At 54.3% G+C, this 19,656-nt stretch carries 15 protein-coding genes and 1 pseudogene; 7 read left to right on the forward strand and 9 right to left on the reverse strand.

Translation table 11 applies throughout. The annotated features are described in order from the left end of the window. Nucleotides 1-215 precede the first annotated feature (215 nt). Genes lsrA through lsrG form a run of 6 tightly spaced genes read left to right on the forward strand, consistent with a single transcriptional unit; the run spans nt 216 to nt 5,931 of the window. Nucleotides 216-1,703, forward strand: coding sequence for an autoinducer 2 ABC transporter ATP-binding protein LsrA (gene lsrA / locus VH187_RS18470; RefSeq protein ID WP_329702912.1), 1,488 nt, complete (start codon nt 216-218; stop codon nt 1,701-1,703). Then, complete coding sequence (gene lsrC, locus VH187_RS18475) at nt 1,700-2,734, forward strand: autoinducer 2 ABC transporter permease LsrC (protein ID WP_329702913.1); 1,035 nt, start codon at nt 1,700-1,702, stop codon at nt 2,732-2,734. The genes lsrA and lsrC overlap by 4 nt, the downstream gene beginning before the upstream one ends. Next, entirely contained in the window at nt 2,735-3,727 is a 993-nt protein-coding gene (lsrD, locus tag VH187_RS18480) for an autoinducer 2 ABC transporter permease LsrD (RefSeq protein ID WP_329702914.1), read from the forward strand. A 1-nt stretch (nt 3,728) separates the two neighbouring features. Continuing rightward, a complete protein-coding gene (lsrB, locus tag VH187_RS18485) occupies nt 3,729-4,742 on the forward strand; it encodes an autoinducer 2 ABC transporter substrate-binding protein LsrB (RefSeq protein WP_329702915.1) in 1,014 nt (337 codons plus the stop codon). 11 nt (nt 4,743-4,753) lie between these two features. After that, nucleotides 4,754-5,641, forward strand: a complete 888-nt coding sequence (gene lsrF / locus VH187_RS18490; RefSeq protein ID WP_329702916.1) for a 3-hydroxy-5-phosphonooxypentane-2,4-dione thiolase — start codon at nt 4,754-4,756, stop codon at nt 5,639-5,641. Beyond that, on the forward strand, nt 5,638-5,931 hold the full coding sequence (gene lsrG, locus VH187_RS18495) for a (4S)-4-hydroxy-5-phosphonooxypentane-2,3-dione isomerase (protein WP_329702917.1): 294 nt from the start codon (nt 5,638-5,640) through the stop codon (nt 5,929-5,931). Before lsrF ends, lsrG begins: the two co-directional genes overlap by 4 nt. Before the next feature lie 80 nt (nt 5,932-6,011). Here lsrG and ygjK read toward each other — a convergent pair whose 3' ends face one another. From ygjK to ebgR, 6 genes are all read right to left on the reverse strand, one after another. Continuing rightward, the gene (gene ygjK / locus VH187_RS18500; protein ID WP_329702918.1) at nt 6,012-8,363 is read right to left on the reverse strand and encodes an alpha-glucosidase; all 2,352 of its coding nucleotides are present in this window, start codon (nt 8,361-8,363) and stop codon (nt 6,012-6,014) included. Nucleotides 8,364-8,376: 13 nt separating this feature from the next. Further along, nucleotides 8,377-9,435: a protein YgjJ gene (ygjJ, locus tag VH187_RS18505; protein ID WP_329702919.1), complete on the reverse strand. Its 1,059-nt coding sequence runs from the start codon at nt 9,433-9,435 to the stop codon at nt 8,377-8,379. An 18-nt stretch (nt 9,436-9,453) separates the two neighbouring features. Continuing rightward, on the reverse strand, nt 9,454-10,887 hold the full coding sequence (locus VH187_RS18510; RefSeq protein ID WP_329702920.1) for an amino acid permease: 1,434 nt from the start codon (nt 10,885-10,887) through the stop codon (nt 9,454-9,456). 57 nt (nt 10,888-10,944) lie between these two features. Next, the gene (locus tag VH187_RS18515; protein WP_329702921.1) at nt 10,945-11,394 is read right to left on the reverse strand and encodes a beta-galactosidase subunit beta; all 450 of its coding nucleotides are present in this window, start codon (nt 11,392-11,394) and stop codon (nt 10,945-10,947) included. After that, on the reverse strand, nt 11,394-14,456 hold the full coding sequence (ebgA, locus tag VH187_RS18520; RefSeq protein ID WP_329702922.1) for a beta-galactosidase subunit alpha: 3,063 nt from the start codon (nt 14,454-14,456) through the stop codon (nt 11,394-11,396). Before ebgA ends, VH187_RS18515 begins: the two co-directional genes overlap by 1 nt. 165 nt (nt 14,457-14,621) lie before the next feature. Next, nucleotides 14,622-15,605: a transcriptional regulator EbgR gene (gene ebgR / locus VH187_RS18525; RefSeq protein WP_329702923.1), complete on the reverse strand. Its 984-nt coding sequence runs from the start codon at nt 15,603-15,605 to the stop codon at nt 14,622-14,624. A 134-nt stretch (nt 15,606-15,739) separates the two neighbouring features. Between ebgR and VH187_RS18530 the strand changes: the two genes are divergently transcribed. After that, entirely contained in the window at nt 15,740-16,072 is a 333-nt protein-coding gene (locus tag VH187_RS18530; protein WP_329702924.1) for a tRNA-binding protein, read from the forward strand. Between the two features lie 135 nt (nt 16,073-16,207). On the opposite strand, the pseudogene VH187_RS18535 reads toward VH187_RS18530, so the two are convergent. The 3 genes and pseudogenes from VH187_RS18535 to VH187_RS18545 all read right to left on the reverse strand — a co-directional run. Next, nucleotides 16,208-16,453: pseudogene (locus VH187_RS18535) on the reverse strand (putrescine aminotransferase); the annotation flags it as partial. A 168-nt stretch (nt 16,454-16,621) separates the two neighbouring features. Continuing rightward, a complete protein-coding gene (locus VH187_RS18540; RefSeq protein ID WP_329702925.1) occupies nt 16,622-17,728 on the reverse strand; it encodes a T6SS immunity protein Tli4 family protein in 1,107 nt (368 codons plus the stop codon). After that, on the reverse strand, nt 17,725-19,254 hold the full coding sequence (locus VH187_RS18545; RefSeq protein WP_329702926.1) for an esterase/lipase family protein: 1,530 nt from the start codon (nt 19,252-19,254) through the stop codon (nt 17,725-17,727). The genes VH187_RS18540 and VH187_RS18545 overlap by 4 nt, the downstream gene beginning before the upstream one ends. Nucleotides 19,255-19,656: the final 402 nt, after the last annotated feature.

Genomic DNA, 19,656 nt, shown 5'->3' on the forward strand with positions numbered 1-19,656 from the left:
AGTGAACTCTTATAAAAATCTAGATCATATGTTCGCAGTTGCGCGGACTGAAAATGTGAAGTCACTGGCAAAACCGATCATTCCTTGCTCATAGCCTGTGCAGGATGATCGAAAGACGAAAACTGTGATCCTTGCACGGTTGTAAATATAGTTCAGGGTCTACGCTTTTGAACATTATTAATTTAAAAAATCATTTGTTCAGCCGAGGCGCGACGATGAAGCCACTGATTGAAGCCCGTAGCATTCGCAAGCAGTTTTCCGGCGTCGCCGTGCTCAAAGGCATTGATTTCACGCTATTTTCAGGACAAGTGCACGCATTGATGGGCGGCAACGGGGCGGGAAAATCGACGCTGATGAAGATCGTGGCGGGTGTTGAAAGCGCAGATGACGGTGAACTTCGGGTAAATGGCAAACCTTTTGCTCGCCTCAAACCCGGTCAGGCGCATCAGATGGGCATCTATCTGGTGCCGCAGGAGCCGATGCTATTTCCCAACTTAACGGTGCGGGAGAACATTCTTTTTCGTCTGCCGCGCCAGAGCGATATCGAAACGCGGCTGGCGGAAAAATTGCAGCAGCTGAACTGCCAGCTGAATTTGCAAGCGGCGGCCAGCACGCTGGAAGTGGCGGATCAGCAAATGGTGGAGATCCTGCGCGGGCTGATGCGCGAGGCGCAGATCCTGATCCTTGATGAACCTACCGCGTCATTAACACCAGGTGAAACGGATCGTTTATTTCGTCAGGTACGCGCCTTGCAAGCGCTCGGCGTTGGGATCGTGTTCATTTCACATAAGTTGCCGGAAATCCGCGCGCTGGCAAGTCATGTCTCCGTGATGCGCGATGGTGCGGTGGTGTTGAGTGGTGCAACGGCAGATTACTCAGACAGCGAACTGGTTGCCGCGATGACGCCCGCCAGCCGTGACAATGATCTGAGCGACACGCAAAAGCTATGGCTGGCGCTGCCGGGTAATCGGCGTACTCAGGCGCAGGATTTTCCGGTGCTGCGGGTCGAGGATCTGACCGGGGAAGGGTTTATCGATCTCAGCTTTGAGATCCACGCCGGGGAGATCGTCGGCCTTGCAGGATTGGTTGGGTCCGGACGTACTGAACTGGCTGAAACGCTTTACGGTTTACGTCCGGTGCGAGCCGGTCGCGTGTGGCTGGAGAATCGCGATATCAGCGGCGACAGCACGCGTGCGCGGTTGGCGAGCGGACTGGTCTATCTGCCGGAAGACAGGCAGGTGTCCGGCCTGTTCCTCGATGCATCTATCCGCTGGAACACGGTGATGTTTAATCAGCCATCACTGTGGCAGGAAAATAAACGCGAGGCGGCAGTGGTGGAGCGATATCACCGGGCGCTGGGGATCAAACTGAACAATGCCGATCAACCGGTGCGCACGCTTTCCGGTGGTAATCAACAGAAAGTGCTGCTGGCGCGCTGTCTGGAGGCCAATCCATTGCTGCTGATTGTCGACGAGCCGACTCGCGGCGTAGACGTTTCTGCCCGTGCGGATATTTATCAGTTGCTGAAAAGCGTCGCGGCGCAAAACGTGGCGGTGCTGATGATCTCCAGCGATCTGGATGAATTTCCAGGGCTGGCGGATCGGGTGCTGGTCATGCATCAGGGACGAATGAGCGGCGAGCTGGCGCAGCAGGCAGTCAGCGTCGATCGGATGATGACCTTAGCGTTCGGAGGGCAGGTATGAAAACGTTGCTGAAAAACCGCGAACTGAGCGCCTTTCTTGCCATTCTGGCGTTGTTTGCGGTGCTTGTGGCGCTGAACCCGTCGTATTTCAGCCTGCAAACGCTGGCGATGATCTTCTCCAGCTCGCAGATCCTTTGCCTGTTGGCGCTCGGCGCGGCGCTGGTGATGCTGACGCGCAATATTGATGTCTCAGTCGGTTCGACAGTGGGGCTGAGTGCGATTGCCTTCGGGGTGGCGTTAAACAGCGGTTACGGTTTGCCGATAGCTATCGCTTTTGCGCTGGCGATTGGCGCGCTTGCGGGCGCGTTCAACGGGCTGCTGGTTGTCGGGTTACGTATTCCGGCGATTGTCGCGACGCTCGGTACGCTCGGGTTGTATCGCGGGATCATGCTGCTATGGACCGGCGGTAAGTGGATCGAAGGTTTACCGGATAGCCTGAAAGCATTGTCAGAACCCGGGTTTGTCGGCATTTCACCGCTTGGCTGGCTGGTGTTGGCATTGCTTATCGTGGGTGCGTGGCTGCTGGCACGCACAACCTTTGGCCGCGATTTTTACGCGGTTGGGGATAACCTCGCCGCCGCGCGTCAGCTCGGCGTGGGCGTCAATCGTACGCGAATGCTGGCGTTTACCTTCAACGGCATGCTGGCCGCTTGCGGCGGGATCATTTTTGCCGCACAGATTGGCTTCGTGCCGAACCAAACTGGCAGCGGACTGGAGATGAAAGCCATCGCCGCCTGCGTGCTCGGTGGCGTATCGCTGCTCGGCGGCACCGGTACGCTGGTGGGTGCGTTTCTTGGCGCGTTCTTCCTCACTCAAATCGACACCGTGCTGGTGCTGTTCAAACTTCCTGCATGGTGGAACGATTTCATCGCCGGGCTGGTGTTGCTGGGGGTTTTAGTACTCGACGGGCGTCTGCGTCAGGCGCTGACCCGCCATCAACGGGCACTGAAATACAGCCGTTTTCAGCCGGGCAACAAAGGCGGCAAAAACGTCGCCCCGTTTCCTAAACGTAAAAGCAAAGAGGTGGCGTAAATGAAGCTCAACTGGGAAAGCGCGCTGCTGATTTTACTGGTGCTGGAAATCGGGCTATTCGGCACCCTGAACCCACGGATGTTAGACGCTAACATGCTGCTGTTCAGCACCAGCGATTTCATCTGCATTGGCATCGTGGCGCTACCGCTGACGCTGGTGATCATTAGTGGCGGGATCGACATTTCGCTCGGTTCCACTATTGGCCTGTGCGCGATAGCCCTTGGGGTGATGATGCAGGCGGGCTGGCCGATGAGCGTGGCAATCCCACTCACGTTACTGCTCGGCGTGCTGTGCGGGCTGGTGAACGCGGCCCTGATCCATTACACCGGCATCAGCCCGTTAGTGATCACACTTGGCACGCTGTATCTCTACGGCGGCGCGGCACTGTTGCTTTCGGGCATGGCAGGCGCGACAGGCTATGAAGGCATTGGCGGCTTCCCGGACAGTTTCACCGCCTTCGCCAATCTGACGCTGCTCGGCCTGCCCATTCCACTGGAGCTATTCATCGTTATCACCTTTTTCTTCTGGCTGCTGGCTCACCGCGGGCGCTTTGGTCGTCATCTTTTTTTACTCGGGCAAAATCCGCGCGCGGCACGCTATGCGGCGCTGTCGGTCAACGGCATGCCGTACGTGCTGTATGGCCTCGTGGGGCTCGCTTCCGCCATTGCGGCGCTGGTGTTGGTCTCCTATTTCGGCTCGGCACGTTCGGACTTGGGCCGCGATTTGCTGATGCCCGCGCTGACCGCGGCGGTGCTTGGCGGGGCTAATATTTACGGCGGGTCAGGGTCGATTATCGGTACGGCATTGGCGGCGCTGCTGGTGGGGTACTTGCAACAGGGTTTACAGATGGTCGGGATCCCCAATCAGGTGTCGAGTGCGCTCTCCGGGGCGCTACTGGTGGTGGTCGTGATGGGGCGTTCGCTTAGCCTGCATCGTGAAGCGGTGCGCACGGTGTGGCGTCGGCTTCTTACGCGCAAATCAATCGGAGCATGAGATGAAAGCAAAACTGTGTGTGCAACTGAGCGCCCTGGCGCTGGCAATGAGCGTGGCGGCCGTGCAGGCAGCGGATCGCATTGCGTTTATCCCAAAACTGGTGGGCGTTGGCTTCTTCACCAGCGGTGGCAACGGTGCGAAAGAGGCGGGCAAACAACTGGGCGTGGACGTCACTTACGACGGCCCGACGGAGCCGAGTGTGTCCGGTCAGGTCCAGCTCATCAACAACTTTGTGAACCAGGGCTATAACGCCATTATCGTGTCGGCGGTATCGCCGGACGGCCTGTGCCCGGCGCTAAAACGTGCGATGCAACGCGGCGTGAAAGTGCTGACATGGGATTCCGACACCAAACCGGAATGTCGCAGCATCTACATTAACCAGGGCACGCCGGAGCAGCTTGGCGGCCTGCTGGTCGACATGGCGGGCAAACAAGTGACGAAGCCGGATGCCAAAGTCGCCTTCTTCTATTCCAGCCCCACCGTCACCGATCAGAACCAGTGGGTGAAAGAGGCAAAAGCCAAAATCACTAAAGATCACCCGCAATGGCAGGTGGTCACCACCCAGTTTGGCTATAACGATGCCACCAAATCGTTGCAAACCGCCGAAGGGATCCTGAAAGCCTATCCCGATTTAGACGCGATCATCGCCCCGGACGCAAATGCTTTACCTGCGGCGGCCCAGGCGGCGGAAAACCTCAAACGTCAGGGCGTGGCGATTGTCGGCTTCAGTACACCTAACGTCATGCGCCCGTATGTTGAGCGAGGTACAGTGAAAGCGTTCGGTCTGTGGGATGTCGTCCAACAGGGCAATATTGCGGTGAACGTCGCCAATCATCTACTGAAAAAAGGTGATCTGAACGTTGGCGACAGCGTGGCGGTGAAAGACATCGGCGATCTGAAAGTCGAACCAAACAGCGTGCAGGGCTACCAGTATGAAGCGAAGGGCAACGGCATAGTGCTGCTGCCGGAACGCGTGGTGTTCACTAAAGAGAACATCGGCAAATACGATTTCTGAGGGAGGGCAAAATGGCTGATTTAGACGATATCAAAGACGGTAAAGATTTTGGGCTCGACCGCCCACAGAAAAACACGTTGTACGGGTTGAAAGGCTGCGGTTCGCTGGAGTGGGGGATGCAGTCGCGCCTCGCCAGAATTTTCAATCCGCACAGCAACCGCACAGTGATGCTGGCGTTTGACCACGGCTATTTTCAGGGGCCGACCACCGGCCTCGAACGCATCGATTTGTCGATTGCGCCGCTGTTTGGCGAAACCGATGTGCTGATGTGCACGCGTGGCATTTTGCGCAGCCAGGTGCCTGCCGCAACCAATAAACCGGTGGTGCTACGTGCGTCCGGTGGTAACTCGATTTTGAGCGAACTGTCGAACGAATGCGTGGCGGTGGCAATGGAAGACGCGCTGCGCCTGAACGTCGTGGCGGTGGCGGCGCAGGTGTATATCGGAAGCGAACATGAACACCAGTCGATCAGCAACATCATCAAGCTGGTGGACGCAGGCAACCGTTATGGCATGCCGGTGCTGGCGGTAACGGGCGTCGGCAAAGAGATGACTCGCGATGCCCGTTATTTCTCGCTTGCCAGTCGCATCGCGGCAGAAATGGGCGCGACGTTCGTCAAAACCTACTTTGTGGAAGAAGGCTTTGAAAAAGTCACCGCCAGCTGCCCGGTGCCAATTGTGATTGCGGGCGGCAAAAAACTGCCGGAAGACGAAGCGCTCGACATGTGCTGGCGCGCCATCGATCAGGGGGCGTCCGGCGTCGATATGGGGCGCAATATCTTCCAGTCCAGCGCGCCGCTGGCGATGCTGAAAGCCGTGAAAAAAGTGGTGCACGACAACCTGAGCGCCCGCGAGGCGTACCAGTTCTGGCTGGAAGAAAAACAGGGAGAGCAGGCATGAACGTGACGCTGGTGGAAATTAACATCAAACCGGAACGGGTCGATGAATTTCTAGACGTATTCCGTGCCAACCACGAAGGGGCGCTCACCGAACCGGGAAATCTGCGTTTTGACGTGTTGCAGGACCCCGAAGTGAGTACCCGCTTTTTCATCTACGAAGCCTACAAAAATGACGCCGCCGTATTAGCACACAAGAAAACCCCGCACTATCTGGCGTGTGTGGAAAAGCTCGACGAGATGATGTCGGAGCCGCGTAAGAAACGCAGCTTTGTGGGGTTGTTGCCGGAGTAAAACATGCCGGATGGCGTTGCGCTTACGCGGCCTACAAAACCGTAGGCACGGTAAGCGTAGCGCCACCGGGCAATGAAAAACTACTCCTTACGGAAAAAATCGTTATACAACATATACAAATGCGCAGAACTCCATGAGAAGTTCGGCGCGCCTTGTTGCGCCCCGGTCAGCGGGTTGTAGTTCTCCTGAATCGGTCCGTCACTGGTCAGCCCTTTGGCGTGCTGGAAGAAGGTGTCCGCCAGTTTCAGTGCCGCATCGCGATGCCCATAACGCTCCATGCCTTTCAGGCCAAACCAGAATTGATCGACCCATACACGCCCGCGCCAATAAATATCCGCGCCAAACGCTGGGCTGGTTAACGCCGCCGTACCTAGCGGGACAAAGGTGTTGAACTCTTTCGGATCGAGCATGACTGCCACCACTGCGTCGGCGTGCGCCTGCGTGGCCGCGCCGTTAAACAGCGGCGACCAGCCTTCCGGGCCTTTGCCGCGTTCAACGATAGGTTTTCCCGCGCACCCGTTCGCCAGCGGCTTAGCTTCAATGCGAATGTCGTAATAGAAGTCCGTATTGGCATCGAACATGCAGGTATTGATATAGGTCGCGAGTTTATCCGCTAGCTGGCGATAGTGGGCCGCAGCTTCCTGTTTGCCGAGGATGGTCGCCATTTCCGCCAGATAGTGGTTATCGCTATACATGTAGCTCGCCTGATCGACCGATTCCTGCAGCAGTGAATAGCCCAGCAGCGTGCCGTTAGCATCGCGGTTTTCGGCGAAGTTAACCGTCCAGTCGCTGCGTTTGCCGCCGTTTTGCACATACTTATCAAGTTGATCTTTATCGATGAAACCAAATACCGCCGCGTCGTCGCGTCCGGACTCCCATGATGCGGCCACCTGCGCCGGAATTTGCAGGCTGTCGTACTGGCCTTTGCTCACGGTGGCGTCATAGTTTTCGAGGCCGGAGAGTGTCTGCTCTTTATCGCCTTTTTTCACGGTGAACAGCATCGCGCCGCTGTCGGTGTTATGCGCTTTATCGCGGGTCGCACCGTATTCCGGCACGCCGTTATGGTTGTGGTCACGGTTGCGCAACCACCAGTCATGATAGGCCACCAGTTTCGGGTACATTTCTTCCAGCCACGCCTTGTCCTGGGTGACTATGTAAACTTCCATCACCGACCATGCCGAGAGGCTTGGTTTAGTGTTGCGTTCGTTCCAGTTGCCGCCGTCACCGCCGCGATCCGGACTCAGGTTCCAGGCGATTAAATCCGGCACGAAGCCCGCATCCTGCGGACGCACTTTATCGTCGGCTTTCACCTGCCAGGAGAAGACCGCGCGAATGTTGTCTTTGGCGATATCCGGGTTGAAATGCGCCATCGCAAACGCTTGTTTCCAAGTGTCCCACGGCCAGGTCTGATTACCGGAGAACCAGCGCCCGGTGACCGATGGCGTCACGGTATTGAATTTCACCGCGCCGCCGGGTGAGCGCCAGTTGCCATTCAGCGTTTCGATGGCTTTCACTGCCACTCGTGTTTGCTGTGCGGTAGCGTCCGGGTTGGTCAGCCCACGTTGTAAATACCCTTCCCAGCGTTGCTCTGAAGCACGCATGAAGTGTGACGGACGGGCGAGAATATCGCGAATTTGTGCTTTCTCGTGGCTCACATCCTCGGTGGTCAGCAGGTGAGAATAGGTGGTCCAGAGTGTCGTCGAACCGTTCACGCGGGCGGTACTGGTGAAACGATGTCCATCGACGGTCGTTTTAACCGGGATCGACTTATGCACCTGATATTGTGAGTCACCAGAGGTCAGTAAATCCCATGTGGAACGCACTTTGCCGAAGGTTACGTTCACGCCATCCTGCGTGGCGACAAGACGGCGATGATAGGTCGGGAAAGTACCGTCGATGGTTTTATCGGAAACTGCTTTACCGTCTTTGGCTTGCAGTTTTTCCAGCAGCTCGCCGTCCCATTGCAGTACCAGCGGTGTGTCACTGGTTATTTGTGTTTCCAATAGCGAAGTGCGGACGCTGGCGAAACGCAGCGTCATCTCGATCTTCACGCCGGGCGCGGTCAGTGTCTGGATTAACGCCCCAGGAATGCTCCAGGCTTGCATCGAGAAATCGACTTTCTTCCCGCCGCGATACACCGTCAGTCGGTCGAAATTGGTGGCCATAAAGTTGATGTATTCTTCGGTCAGCAACGCGGGGCCGGGAAAGCCTCCCATCGTTGCGGGGCCGTCGGGCAGCAGATGCCCATGCCACGCGCCGAGATCGAAGAACGGGCTAAAGCGCTGGTGGTCGTCGTTGTCGAAATCCTGCATAAACTGCGGCGCACCGACGCGGTTAATGACGTTTTTATACTGGTCGGCAGTGGTCGCGTGTGCCGTCAGGCTCAGTAACAGCGCGCAGGCCAGCGGGGCGAGAGAAAAGGTGGTTTTCATGGTCATGTCCTTGTTACCAGTAGAAATATTGCATCAGGAAAACTTGATCGCTCGGATCACCGGAGGCCGTTTTCATGTACCAGCGGCTGTCGGCAGCAGTAGCAAAGCGCCCGTCGCCGTATTCATACCAGATGCCGAATTGCATAAACGAAGTGGTTTCGTCAGCGGCGTTGTCGGGCCGGTGTTTGGCGTAGCTCCAGGCGGTTGAGAAATAGAGACCTTTCACCGCTTCAATCATCGCACTGGCCATAAAGCCCGTTTCGGTGCCAGGTTCGCTGAGACCGTTGGCACGCCCGGTATGATGCCAGGCGCGGGCAGCCAGATTAGACGATTGCAGCCCCGTCAGGAAAAGTTGCCCGGTGCCGTCAGTCACTTCCAGCCCGTTCATCCACGTCACGCCTTCGATGAATTCATATTGCAGATAGCCGTTCATCATCGCCGGATAAGTGTATTTATCGTCGTAGCGATCGTATTTGCCAAAGTGCAGCCAGGCTTTGCTTTCGTCGTGATGCCCGGCGGGCGTAGCCGTCACGCTGTAGCGCAGTTTGCCCGTCAGATTCTGTACTTTCAGGGCGTACATTATGTCGCGAGTGTTGGGGATGACGTAGCCCAAATCCGGCGTGAAATCGCCCCACCATTGCAGGTCATCGAGCGATGAATCCTGGCGCAGGCTGAGCATAATTTCGGTGCTGTCGTCAGTGCGATAACCGCCGTACAAGCGGTTCAGGCCGCCTTCAAAACCGCCCCAACTGTGATCGGGCACCCAGGCGTTGCCCTGATGGTCGGCCTGTACGGTCCAGCCTTCGCCGTAAATCAGACCGAACCACGAGCCGTGTTTTATTTCCAACCCGCCTTCGATGTAGGTGCCGTCGCTGTATTTATGTTTCTCCGGGCCTTCGAGATCCATATAGCCGCCGATGCCCATTTCGCCATAAAAACGAAACGAGGTAGCCGAAAGCTCAGGCGTTCGGGTGTCGTCATGTTCCGCCGGTCGAATTTCTTCCACTGCCATCGCCGGGTTGCAAAAAGAGAGGGCAGCGAGTGCCCCACAAACAGATTGTGTTATTTTCATTGTCGAATTCTGGCGTTATCAGGAAATCGTTGAAGCAGGAGAGGCTTCAGTCCGTTGATCTTCTTTGGATAATCCTTTGACGTATTTGCTGTATTTCCACCAGGCAAAACCAAGGAATATGACGATGCCACCGACGTTGTAAAAGACAATCGTCAGAATATTGCCGCCAGTTGGGAAGGTGGAAGCAATAAAGCCAATGGCAAATATCACAATCAGCATCGACACCACTACCATGCCTGTAGTGCGCGAACCCATTTTGAAATCGCGTGGCAGATGGTCTAATTTACGACGTAGGTTGAGATAGGCCAGCATAATGAACAGCGGCGGCAGCATCGAGGCGGCGGCGGTCATATTAATCACCGTGTTCATTAAATCTTGTGCGGTATTCGAGCCGAGGGTTGGAATAATCATCAGCGGAATAACAATTAAATATTGGATCCACGCCGCCCGCGCTGGCACGCCGTTTTCATTTAGCGCCACGGTCTTTTTACCGAAAATACCGGACGGAATTTCGGAGAAGAATATTTTCACTGGCGTGGCAGTCCACATCAGCAGCGATCCGAACATCGCGGTGAAAGAAACCAGGCCGACAAAACGGTTCATCAACACTTCTGGTAAACCGAAATAAACCGCCAGACCGTGGAAGACTTGCACCGAGCCGCCGGTAAACTTCAGCTCTTTGCTGCTGATAAAGACGTTGATCAACACTGAGGAAATGGAATAGAGCACGCCGATGACGATCCCCGCGAGGATGATCACTTTGACGAAGGATTTCGATCCGCCCTTCACGTCGTTGACGTACACCGCCACCGATTCCGCGCCGCCTGCGGCCATAAAGATCCACGTCGTAATGCCGAGGAACGCCCAGTTAAAGTTCGGAACCATCGCATCCACGGTAATCGGATCCGCAGGTTGCACGCCACCCATCAGCGCCGCACCGGCCAGCAAAATATAAGACAACGTCAGCAGCAGCATCAGCGTGGAAGTCACGGAGGTTATCGGCCCCAGCATTTTTGCGCCGTTGGTCGAGACCCACGTCGAAAAAGCAAACAGCACCAGGCTGAGCACCACGGTCGCAAAGGGCGTCAGAATGTACTCATAGCCAAGAAATGCGTAGGAAGCATAGGCAATGACGCGCGGTAATAACGAAGTGAAGAAGAACAGATTCACGAACCAATAGGTATAGGCGGTAATAAACGCCCAGCGCCCGCCGAGCGAACTTTTTACCCAGGCATAAACACCCGCCTCGGAGTTTTTATTCAGCGAGACAAACTCGGCGATAATCAGGCAGAACGGAATAAAGTAGAACAGCGTTGCCAGGAAGAACATTGGCGCAGACGCCAACCCTAGCTCGATATTATTGTTGATGACGTTGTTAAAGCTAAAAACAGCGGCAAAGGTCAGCGAAAGAAGGCCGAACTTGCCAATCGTATTACGCTTGGACTCTGACATAACGAATCTCCGGATACAGGGAGGATAGCGGCGCTACATCGGCGCCGCCGGATTTTTTTATTTGTTATGGAAATAGCCGTCTTCAACGGTGACTCGAAGCACCACCTTTTTCACCGCGCCGTCGCTGATGAAACGGTAGGCTTCATTTATGTCGCAAATCACCATCTGACCTTCATGTACTTGCACCGTGTCGCCGCAGCCTTTCAGAAACTCGCGGTCGGTTTCATCGCGGTAGCACTCCACCACCTGAAGCTGCGATTTCGGCGCAAACTCGATTTTTTGCACGCCTTGCAGATAGTAATGGACATCGAAATAGCGGCGATGCCCCAGGAACAGCGCATCGGTGGTGCTGTCCGTCGTCACGCGATAACTCAGCGAATCACCAATCGAATGCGCGACGCCGGGGTGGATACGGTCGATGTTGTTAATGGCTTCTACGCAGCGCTGCCATTTGCGCCCACCGTGATAGCGGCGGCTGAACTCTTCCAGATTATTGATAATGTCCATTATTCGGCCTCGCTTTCGGCGGCTGAAGGAGTGAGATGAAACGCCTGAGTCTGCACGTTGCCGTGGGTTGGCAGCAGGGTGAAGCCGTAGCGGAAGGCATCGAAGCGCACGCGCCAGCTGTCCAGCACTTCGCTGCCCCAGGAGTTAGACCCGAGCCCCAGCAGTTGGTGATCGAGGTTTAAGGTGATGTGACCGCTGCGCTCCAGTTCGTTGCAGTGGCGCGCGGCGTGGATAGCTTCGCCGCTGTAAGGCCAGGCGCTGAAATGGATGGGCTTTTGTGGCACCACTAACAGGCCGTGACCACGGCGATCGGTCAGCGCGGCCCAGCGCACCTGCTGGCGATTGCCGTTGTTCTGCGGGAACGGATAATTTTCGAACATGGCATCAACATTACTGCGCCAGACGTCGATCAGATTCGCCTGCTGGCTGTCGGGATAGTTTTCACCCGGCCCACGCCCGTAATACGTCACCTGGTTAAGATTGCTATTGATGCCAAGTGTGAAGCCAATGCAGGGGATAATGTGCGAATAGTTGCCATAAGGCACGCCTGAGAGCTCAACGCTCAGCGCACCTGCCGGGGTCACACGCCAGCGATAAGTACAGCGCATGCCGAAATCAAATACTGGCGGTGCGATGATGCTTTCGCTGGTGAGGCAGACGTCATCGCCATCGCGCTCAACGGTAAAGGTGCGCAAATGCTCCTGCATAATCTGCAAGTGGTTCGGCTGCCACAGCCCTTCATATTCCTGTTTGTGGTTATCAATCATTGGCTTGAAGAAGTTGATTTCGCCCTCTGCGGCAATCAATTCTTCGCCATTCACCTGCCAGGATGTGAGTTTGCCGCTCAAACGCGAGAACACCATCCGGAAGTTGTGCCCGCTCACGGTACAGGCCAGGCGTTCATCACGAATGACCAGCGGCGTTGCACTGTCTGATAGCCACGGAATGGCAACCAAAGTGCGTGGAGCGAACGCGAACTGGTATTGCGCGATAGGGTGGTTCGCTTCGCTGTAAGTCGTCGCAGAGTCTTTGGTGACGTAGACGTTCACCCAACTTTCCCGGCCGTCGGTTTCCGGTAGATCGATGTGCAGGGTGCGAGCGCTGTTTGGCGCGAGGCCAATGATTTTCAGCGATTGAGTATGGATGAGTTCGCCTTCGGCTTTGACATCAATACGCAGGCTGTAGTCGTCGAGGTTGCTGAACCACAGCTTGTTTTCTACTCGCAGCTCACCGCGAGTGAGGTCGACGGCGTGGACTTTTACCGGGGCGATAACTTGTTTGTATTCCAGCAGGCCAGGACCCGGGGTTTGATCGGAATAAATCAGGCCATCGAGACAGAAATTGGCGTTGTTCGGATAGTCGCCGAAATCCCCGCCGTATTGATAGAACAAGTTGCCGTCAGCGTCCTGTGCCTGAATACCGTGATCGCACCACTCCCAGACGTAATGCCCCTGCAGGCAATCGTGACGATACAACACGTTCTGGTATTCGCTCAGGCCGCCGGGGCCGTTGCCCATCGCGTGGGCGTACTCGCAAATTATGCGCGGCTTCGAGTGTGGATATTCGCCGAACTCATTCATCAGCGGCACGCGGGTGTACATGGTGGAGATGATATCCACCACTTCGGCATCTCTGTCTTCTTCGTAATGCACCAGGCGGGTGGCATCCAGCGCCTTGCAGGCGCGGGCCATTGCGCGAATGTTGCAGCCGTAGCCGGATTCATTACCGAGTGACCAGATGACAATCGACGGATGGTTTTTCTGTGCCTGAACGTGGCGTACGATGCGCTCGATATAGACGCTTTCCCACGTCGGATCGTCGGTAATGCGGCTCAGATCGCCGACGTTGGCGAAACCGTGTGATTCCACATCGGTTTCCGCCATCACGAACAGGCCGTAAAGATCGCACAGCTCGTAAAAACGCGGATCGTTAGGGTAATGCGCGGTGCGCACCGAGTTGATGTTGTGCTGCTTCATCAGGATCAGATCTTTTTCAACCCGATCCATGCTCACCGCGCGGCCTTTGCAATGATCGTTATCGTGGCGATTGACGCCGTGCAGCATCACATAATGATTGTTGATGTACATCAGGCCGTCACGGACCTGAATATCGCGGAAACCGACGCGCTGCGGCACGACTTCAATAATGCCGCCTTCGGCGTTTTTCAGGGTCAGCAACAGATGATAAAGGTGCGGCGTTTCGGCTGACCATTGTTTGGGGTGCTGCACATCGAGACTGAAATCCATTGCCAGCCGCTGGCCGACGGTGCCATGCGTCGTGCCCTGATAAAGACAGCGTTCGTTGTCGAACAACTGATAGTCGAGGGTGACGGATTCTGCCTGTGCGGTCAGATTTTCCAACATGACGTGGCAGGCCAGAGTCGCATCGAGATAGTCATCGTTGAAAGTAGTCGTAACGGTAAAATCGTCGATATGGGTCAGCGCCCGGCCGATGAGATAAACGTCGCGGAAAATCCCCGCCGTCCACCACATATCTTGATCTTCAATGTAGGTGGAGTCAGCCCATTGCATGACTTTGACGCACAGCAGGTTGTCGCCTGTGTGAACGTAAGCGGAAATATCGAACTCTGCGGTCAGGCGACTACCTTTGCTAAAGCCAACGTAATGACCATTAACATAGACCTCGAAATAGGTTTCGACGCCGTCGAATTTGATTAATGTCTGGCGCGCGTCCCAGCTTTCGCCGAGGGTAAACTCGCGCTGATAGGCGCCGGTCGGGTTGGCGCTCGGCACGAACGGCACATCAATCGGGAAGGGAAAACCTTCGTCGGTATACTGTAATTTGCCATGGCCTTCCAGTTGCCACATCGCCGGGACGCTAATCTGGCCCCAGTCGTTCATTCGCTGGTGAGGAAATTCCTCGGGGACCTCAAGCGGATGGTCAAAATAGCGGAACGCCCATTGCCCACTCAGTAGCAGGAAATGACTGCTGGCCTCGCGGGCAAAGCTGCGGGCCTGGTCGAAATCGTGATAAGCAAAAAAGTACGCGCGCGGCGGGAGCCGGTTTTCGTGCGTAAGTTGAACATTCTCCCAGCGGTTCATGTCATCTCCCTGTGGGTAAAAACATCATTGCTGGGGAGTTTAGTAAATATTTTACTAAATAAAATCAGTAAAACCGAAATGAGTTAAGCGGATCACGAAAATAGTTTTGGGGGAGAGGGGATATTGCCCGGTAAGCATCGCGCTACCGGGCAGAGGAACAGAGACTTAACGCGTGGTGCCGCGCAGCTTCAGACGACTCGGGACAAACACCTGCAACGGCAGCGCCCGGCCATCGCGCGCTTTTTCGAGCAGCAGGTTAACGCCCTGGCTGCCCATCATTTCAGAATGAATGCGCACGGTAGTCAGCGGTGGGAAGGTAAAACGGGCCGTGGGAATATCGTTTACGCTGATAAGGCTTATCTGCTGCGGCATAGTGAGGCCTTTCTCATGGATAGCCCGCAACACGCCAATAGCGATGGAATCCGAGGCGACGAACAGCGCTTCTGGAAAGTCTTTCTGCGCCAGCATTTTGGTCGCCAAATCATAGCCAGAGGAACTGGAAAACCCGCCGCGCCAGATATCCTTCTCTGATACCACGCCTTTCAGACGCCCGTATTCGACAAACGCCTTCTCGCGGATGTCTGCTTTTCCTGGCTCATCTTCACCGCCGATAAAGCCAATCCGCTTAACGCCTTGGGTCACGAAGAAATCGACAACCTCTTTGCTGATGCGCACCAGATCGATATCCACTGAATCAAAACTGGAGCCGGATTCGTGGAAATCGATAAAGCAGATATTGTCGCTGAGCGCTTCTGCCGCCTGACGGGTTTGCGGCGTGGGCTTGCCCACAATCAGGATCCCGCTGATCTTATTTACGTCAGGAAGCCCCTGATTTTCATAGCAGTTGCTCAAACCGATATTGAGTTTTTCACACTGTGTTTCGATGCCATGACGAATAGCGAGATAGTAAGGATCGTTGATTTCCAGCTCCTGACGGTAGCTGTACAGCGCCAGTACATGATGGCAGGCATCGTGATGCACCAGGCTTTTACGCGCGCTGCTGCCGCGATATTCAAGTTTTTCAGCAATTTCCAGAATGCGATGCCGCGTCTCTTCTTTGACATTCAGCGTCGGGTCGTCGTTGAGAATGCGCGACACCGTGGCCTGCGACACGCCTGCTTCCTTTGCGATATCTTTCAATGTTGCCATGAGTTCCCTCAGTGCGGGAGTAAATGTTAGCTCTGTCGCTATTGTAATGAATCCCACGTATTTAGTAAAAATCCATTGATCGTGATGGGCGCTTATGGTGTGATATTTTTAGTAAACATTTACTTGAGGTAAACATGGAAACGGTAGCTTATGGTGATTTTGCGCGGCTGGAAATGCGCACCGGTAAAATTGTGGATGTAAAACGTCATGGCAATGCCGACAAACTGTATATCGTGCAGATTGATATCGGTGAGCGCCAGCTACAAACCGTCACCAGCCTGGTGCCGTACTACAGCGAAGCGGAGTTGTTGGGTAAGCAGGTCGTCGTGCTGTGTAATCTTGAAAAAGCCAAAATGCGCGGGGAAGTGTCGGAATGTATGTTGCTGTGTGCCGAAACGGATGATGGCAGTGAAAGCGTATTACTGACCGCCGAACGCGCCATGCCGCTGGGTGTGCGGGTGGTATAAAGAAACTGCCCGGTGACGCTACGCTTAGCGTGCCTACGGTTTTGTAGGCCGGATAAGGCGCAGCGCCATCCGGCACTGATATGCGCTGTTGGCCTGCGCAAACCCAGTACCGCCGGGCAATTTTTACAACAATCTTCAGGCTTGCTCCACGGAAACGCGCAGCGCAGCCAGTGCTTTACCTGTCGCTTTCAACACTTGCTCACACTGCTCGATGGTCAGCGTCAGCGGCGGCTCAATGCGAATGGTTTTGGCGTTGTTGAGCGTTCCGGCTACCAGAATACGTTGGCGGAACATTTCGCTCGCAAAGGTATAACCGATTTCGTTATCGACAAACTCAATCGCAATCAGCATCCCTTTGCCGCGCGCTTCCTGCACCCGATCTTGAGTGATAAGCAGGGAAAGAGAGAATTTTTTCATGGAGCAGGCACCTGTTGCACGATTTTTACCACCGAGCGGAAGGTGAACATCAGGGCATCGGACATACTCTGTAAAAAGAGTTATCCGACAACATGGTTAACACCCTGAACATCACTTACGCGCAAATTTCACTCAGAACGCATTGTTCCTTATGCGGAAAGAGCGCGTAATGCGATCCCATATTTCCAGCAGTTCGGCATCGCTGTAAGCCGGCGGGGGCAGGGCATGATTACTTAATGTCAAATCAAGATTGGGATGCGTAAAGTCCGCCGTTTTCTCATTGGCTGCAGCGGTAAATAATAATTGTGCTGACGGGTTATCGGGTAATTTTTCTGACGGCGCAGTGATTAACCATTCACTGGCATCAAAGCCGGCAATCTGTACTTTTCCTTTCCGTAGCGTCCGCCCATTTATACTGTTGATATAAGACTGAATTTCACTGTTTCGTTCCAGCATGTTTGTGCTTTCTTTTAGGGCGTTATTGCTCCAGGCAACAAAGGAAAAGACCGAATTATGCGGATAGATAAAGGTAATATCTTCCTTCGGCTTCGCTTTGCCGTCGCGGATAAACCCTTCCGAAATGCAGGTTCCTGGCTGAGTGGGTATTTCATCATTTTTTCGCCCGCTCAGGCGGGACATTAAATCCTGTAGCTCTGCCAGCTTCTGAAGTTTGGTGTTAAGGTAATCTTCTTTAACGCCAGCCTTGATAAAATCCTCCTTATCTTTTCGATACTTCGGATCAGATAAATCAGTGATTTCCTTAGTAAGGATGAACGCCACCCCGTTAACGTACAGGTGTCCTTCCAGAACACGGCCATATCCTGCTTCACTCCCGTTTACATTACGGTCAAATATGACTGCGTTATCACTCAGCCGGTACACCTGTTTCAGAAAAGGCTGATCGATAGGATCGACAGTCTGACTGTTTTTCAGTTCCTGCTCCCGCAGCCGGATACGCTGCTCAAATGCCGGACGGTACAGGCGCTTGCTGCTGATATTCACCTCATTAATCTGAGCACGGTCCTTCTGGGTGTTTTCAAAGGAGGCGGGAACCTCAAACAGATAGCGCCCCACGCACTGGGATTTGGTGGTGGTAAACAGGGTATCGACCATACGTTTTTCCTTGTCAGTTAACGCCGGGGGCGTATGCACAAACGTCACATAGTTGTGAATATAAAATCCTGCGGCTGCCAGCAGCAGGGCCGGCGTGATAAGCAGGGAAAGAGAGAATTTTTTCATGGGGCGGGTACCTGCTGCACGATTTTTACCACCGAACGGACGGTGAACACCATGGCATCGGACAGGTCGCTGTAAACCGAGCGGGAGCGGTTCACCGGGTCTACGGCAAAGGCCCCTTCATGGTCAACATCGGTCGCCAGCACGGCATGAATACGCGGGGAGGTGGTCCGGATCGCGGTGACCGGCACGGTGCCGTCGCCGGGGCTTGCGGATGAGATAAGCTCTGAGGCTCTTACCGGGGACAGCGCAACGGGATTGCCGGCCTTTTCCCGGACCCTCTGCGCCTCCTTCATACGCTCAGGGATACGCTCTTTCCATGTCAGGAAGGCATCCGACGGATTGTCTGCACTGGCACCGTAAAACAGCCAGGTCCAGGGATGGTATTTACGGTCCAGATTCTCGGTGAATTTTTTAACTGGGTTCTTTATCCGTTGAACAAAAGCAGCCCATTCACTGTCAGTATCCCCCAGCAGTAAATCCTGTTCACACAGCCGCCACCAGTCTGTTTTGTTCAGGTAAATTTCCTCGTACGGATCGGCCACCGGCAGGGACGTCCGGGTACTGCTGTTCTCTATTTTTAGCCAGCCCGTTCTATAGGCTGTGCCCGGCAGCAGCTGTAACGGACCGGGTGACTGTGCCAGCACCGGCATCAGTTTTTCTGCATTATTCCCGATAATCATCCCGATAATACCGCGCTCACCGATTTTCATTCGCCGATAGGCTGCCGGTGAACCAAGGTCTGGCATCACGCCGTGCACAATCCCGAGAATATCCACCTGCCCGTTCATGTTTTCAGAGTAATGTCTGGCAACCAGCCCTCCCATTGAGTGGGTGATCAGAATGACCTTTTCCACTGCCAGACGACCGGGATAAGTCTCCAGCACCTTCCTGATATATTTTCCCAACAACGTTGCCGAGTCCGCATTGGACTGCAGCCAGTTATAACCAAAAACGTGCAGCGGGTATAAAAACTTGTGGCCGTGTGCGGCTTCTTCTTCGTTCAACACCTGTTCCACCGGCTCGTCGCCAATCCTGACGCCGATAAATCGCTGCCGAGCGGTCTGTAATTGTTCATCCCTGAAATAATTATCCATCAGAATGTCGTCGTCGTTGAGCAGGTATTGCAGCCGGTCGAGCGCCTCGCCGTAGCTTTTGTAAAACGCGCTTCCCCATCCGCGGGCGCGGCGCGAAGTGAATTTTTTGCCATCCGCCCCGTCGTTAAAAATCTCTCCGCTGTCATCAACAGTGGTGGTATTAGGATCGAGTAGAAACTTCCTTTTTTCCGGGCTGGCAGTAGGCCATTTTTTAAGCGATGAAGCACTGAACTGCCAGACTTCATCGCCCCTATTTTTCAGGTTTGACCCCATCACCCCTGGAATAAAAATAACGGGGATCACTTTTTTTGGCGGCATGAGACAAATAGCCACATGATTTTTTTCTTTAGGCTGAGATACAAGGTCGTAGTGAAACTTTCCGTTGTCATCCCAAATGGGGCGATGGTAAGAATGGCTTTCGTTGTTGTCCATGCATTAAACTCCTGTCATCCGTAGTCTAAAAAGTCATCAAGCCCATAATACATCGAATAGGACTTAACCAAAATCAATCAACTGAAGGTTTTCGTATTTAACGCTTTACTCTCTCTTTATTGCAGGTAGTACTCTCGCTTAATAAATGTATCCACTAACTGTTTAGTGGATTTATGCTGATTTTGAATTTGTGAAAGTTTGGTTATTCACTTTCTTAAGCCAGTTACGAAGATTCAGATTTCGCGCGCTTCGGAGGATAGAACGTTTACCGGCAAATATCATAAGAGCTGAATTTATCTATACGTCAGAAGCGACGCTGAACTTTGATGTAAAGCATCTTTTTTTTCTGAAGGCCAAACACATAAGCAAAAAATCGTTTGAGAAGGGTTTGCATGCAGGCTA

Origin of the sequence: Scandinavium sp., assembly GCF_036271055.1 — a bacterium.
In the GTDB taxonomy this organism is placed as follows: domain Bacteria; phylum Pseudomonadota; class Gammaproteobacteria; order Enterobacterales; family Enterobacteriaceae; genus Scandinavium.

Bases quoted from the DNA above. Each gene is read 5' to 3' on its own strand.
- lsrF (WP_329702916.1), top strand. From the start codon at position 4,754: ATGGCTGATTTAGACGATATCAAAGACGGTAAAGATTTTGGGCTCGAC.
- lsrB (WP_329702915.1), top strand. From the start codon at position 3,729: ATGAAAGCAAAACTGTGTGTGCAACTGAGCGCCCTGGCGCTGGCAATG.
- lsrD (WP_329702914.1), top strand. From the start codon at position 2,735: ATGAAGCTCAACTGGGAAAGCGCGCTGCTGATTTTACTGGTGCTGGAA.
- ygjJ (WP_329702919.1), bottom strand. From the start codon at position 9,435: ATGAAAATAACACAATCTGTTTGTGGGGCACTCGCTGCCCTCTCTTTT.
- ebgA (WP_329702922.1), bottom strand. From the start codon at position 14,456: ATGAACCGCTGGGAGAATGTTCAACTTACGCACGAAAACCGGCTCCCG.
- VH187_RS18545 (WP_329702926.1), bottom strand. From the start codon at position 19,254: ATGGACAACAACGAAAGCCATTCTTACCATCGCCCCATTTGGGATGAC.
- VH187_RS18530 (WP_329702924.1), top strand. From the start codon at position 15,740: ATGGAAACGGTAGCTTATGGTGATTTTGCGCGGCTGGAAATGCGCACC.
- lsrA (WP_329702912.1), top strand. From the start codon at position 216: ATGAAGCCACTGATTGAAGCCCGTAGCATTCGCAAGCAGTTTTCCGGC.
- VH187_RS18540 (WP_329702925.1), bottom strand. From the start codon at position 17,728: ATGAAAAAATTCTCTCTTTCCCTGCTTATCACGCCGGCCCTGCTGCTG.
- lsrG (WP_329702917.1), top strand. From the start codon at position 5,638: ATGAACGTGACGCTGGTGGAAATTAACATCAAACCGGAACGGGTCGAT.
- lsrC (WP_329702913.1), top strand. From the start codon at position 1,700: ATGAAAACGTTGCTGAAAAACCGCGAACTGAGCGCCTTTCTTGCCATT.
- ebgR (WP_329702923.1), bottom strand. From the start codon at position 15,605: ATGGCAACATTGAAAGATATCGCAAAGGAAGCAGGCGTGTCGCAGGCC.
- VH187_RS18515 (WP_329702921.1), bottom strand. From the start codon at position 11,394: ATGGACATTATCAATAATCTGGAAGAGTTCAGCCGCCGCTATCACGGT.
- ygjK (WP_329702918.1), bottom strand. From the start codon at position 8,363: ATGAAAACCACCTTTTCTCTCGCCCCGCTGGCCTGCGCGCTGTTACTG.
- VH187_RS18510 (WP_329702920.1), bottom strand. From the start codon at position 10,887: ATGTCAGAGTCCAAGCGTAATACGATTGGCAAGTTCGGCCTTCTTTCG.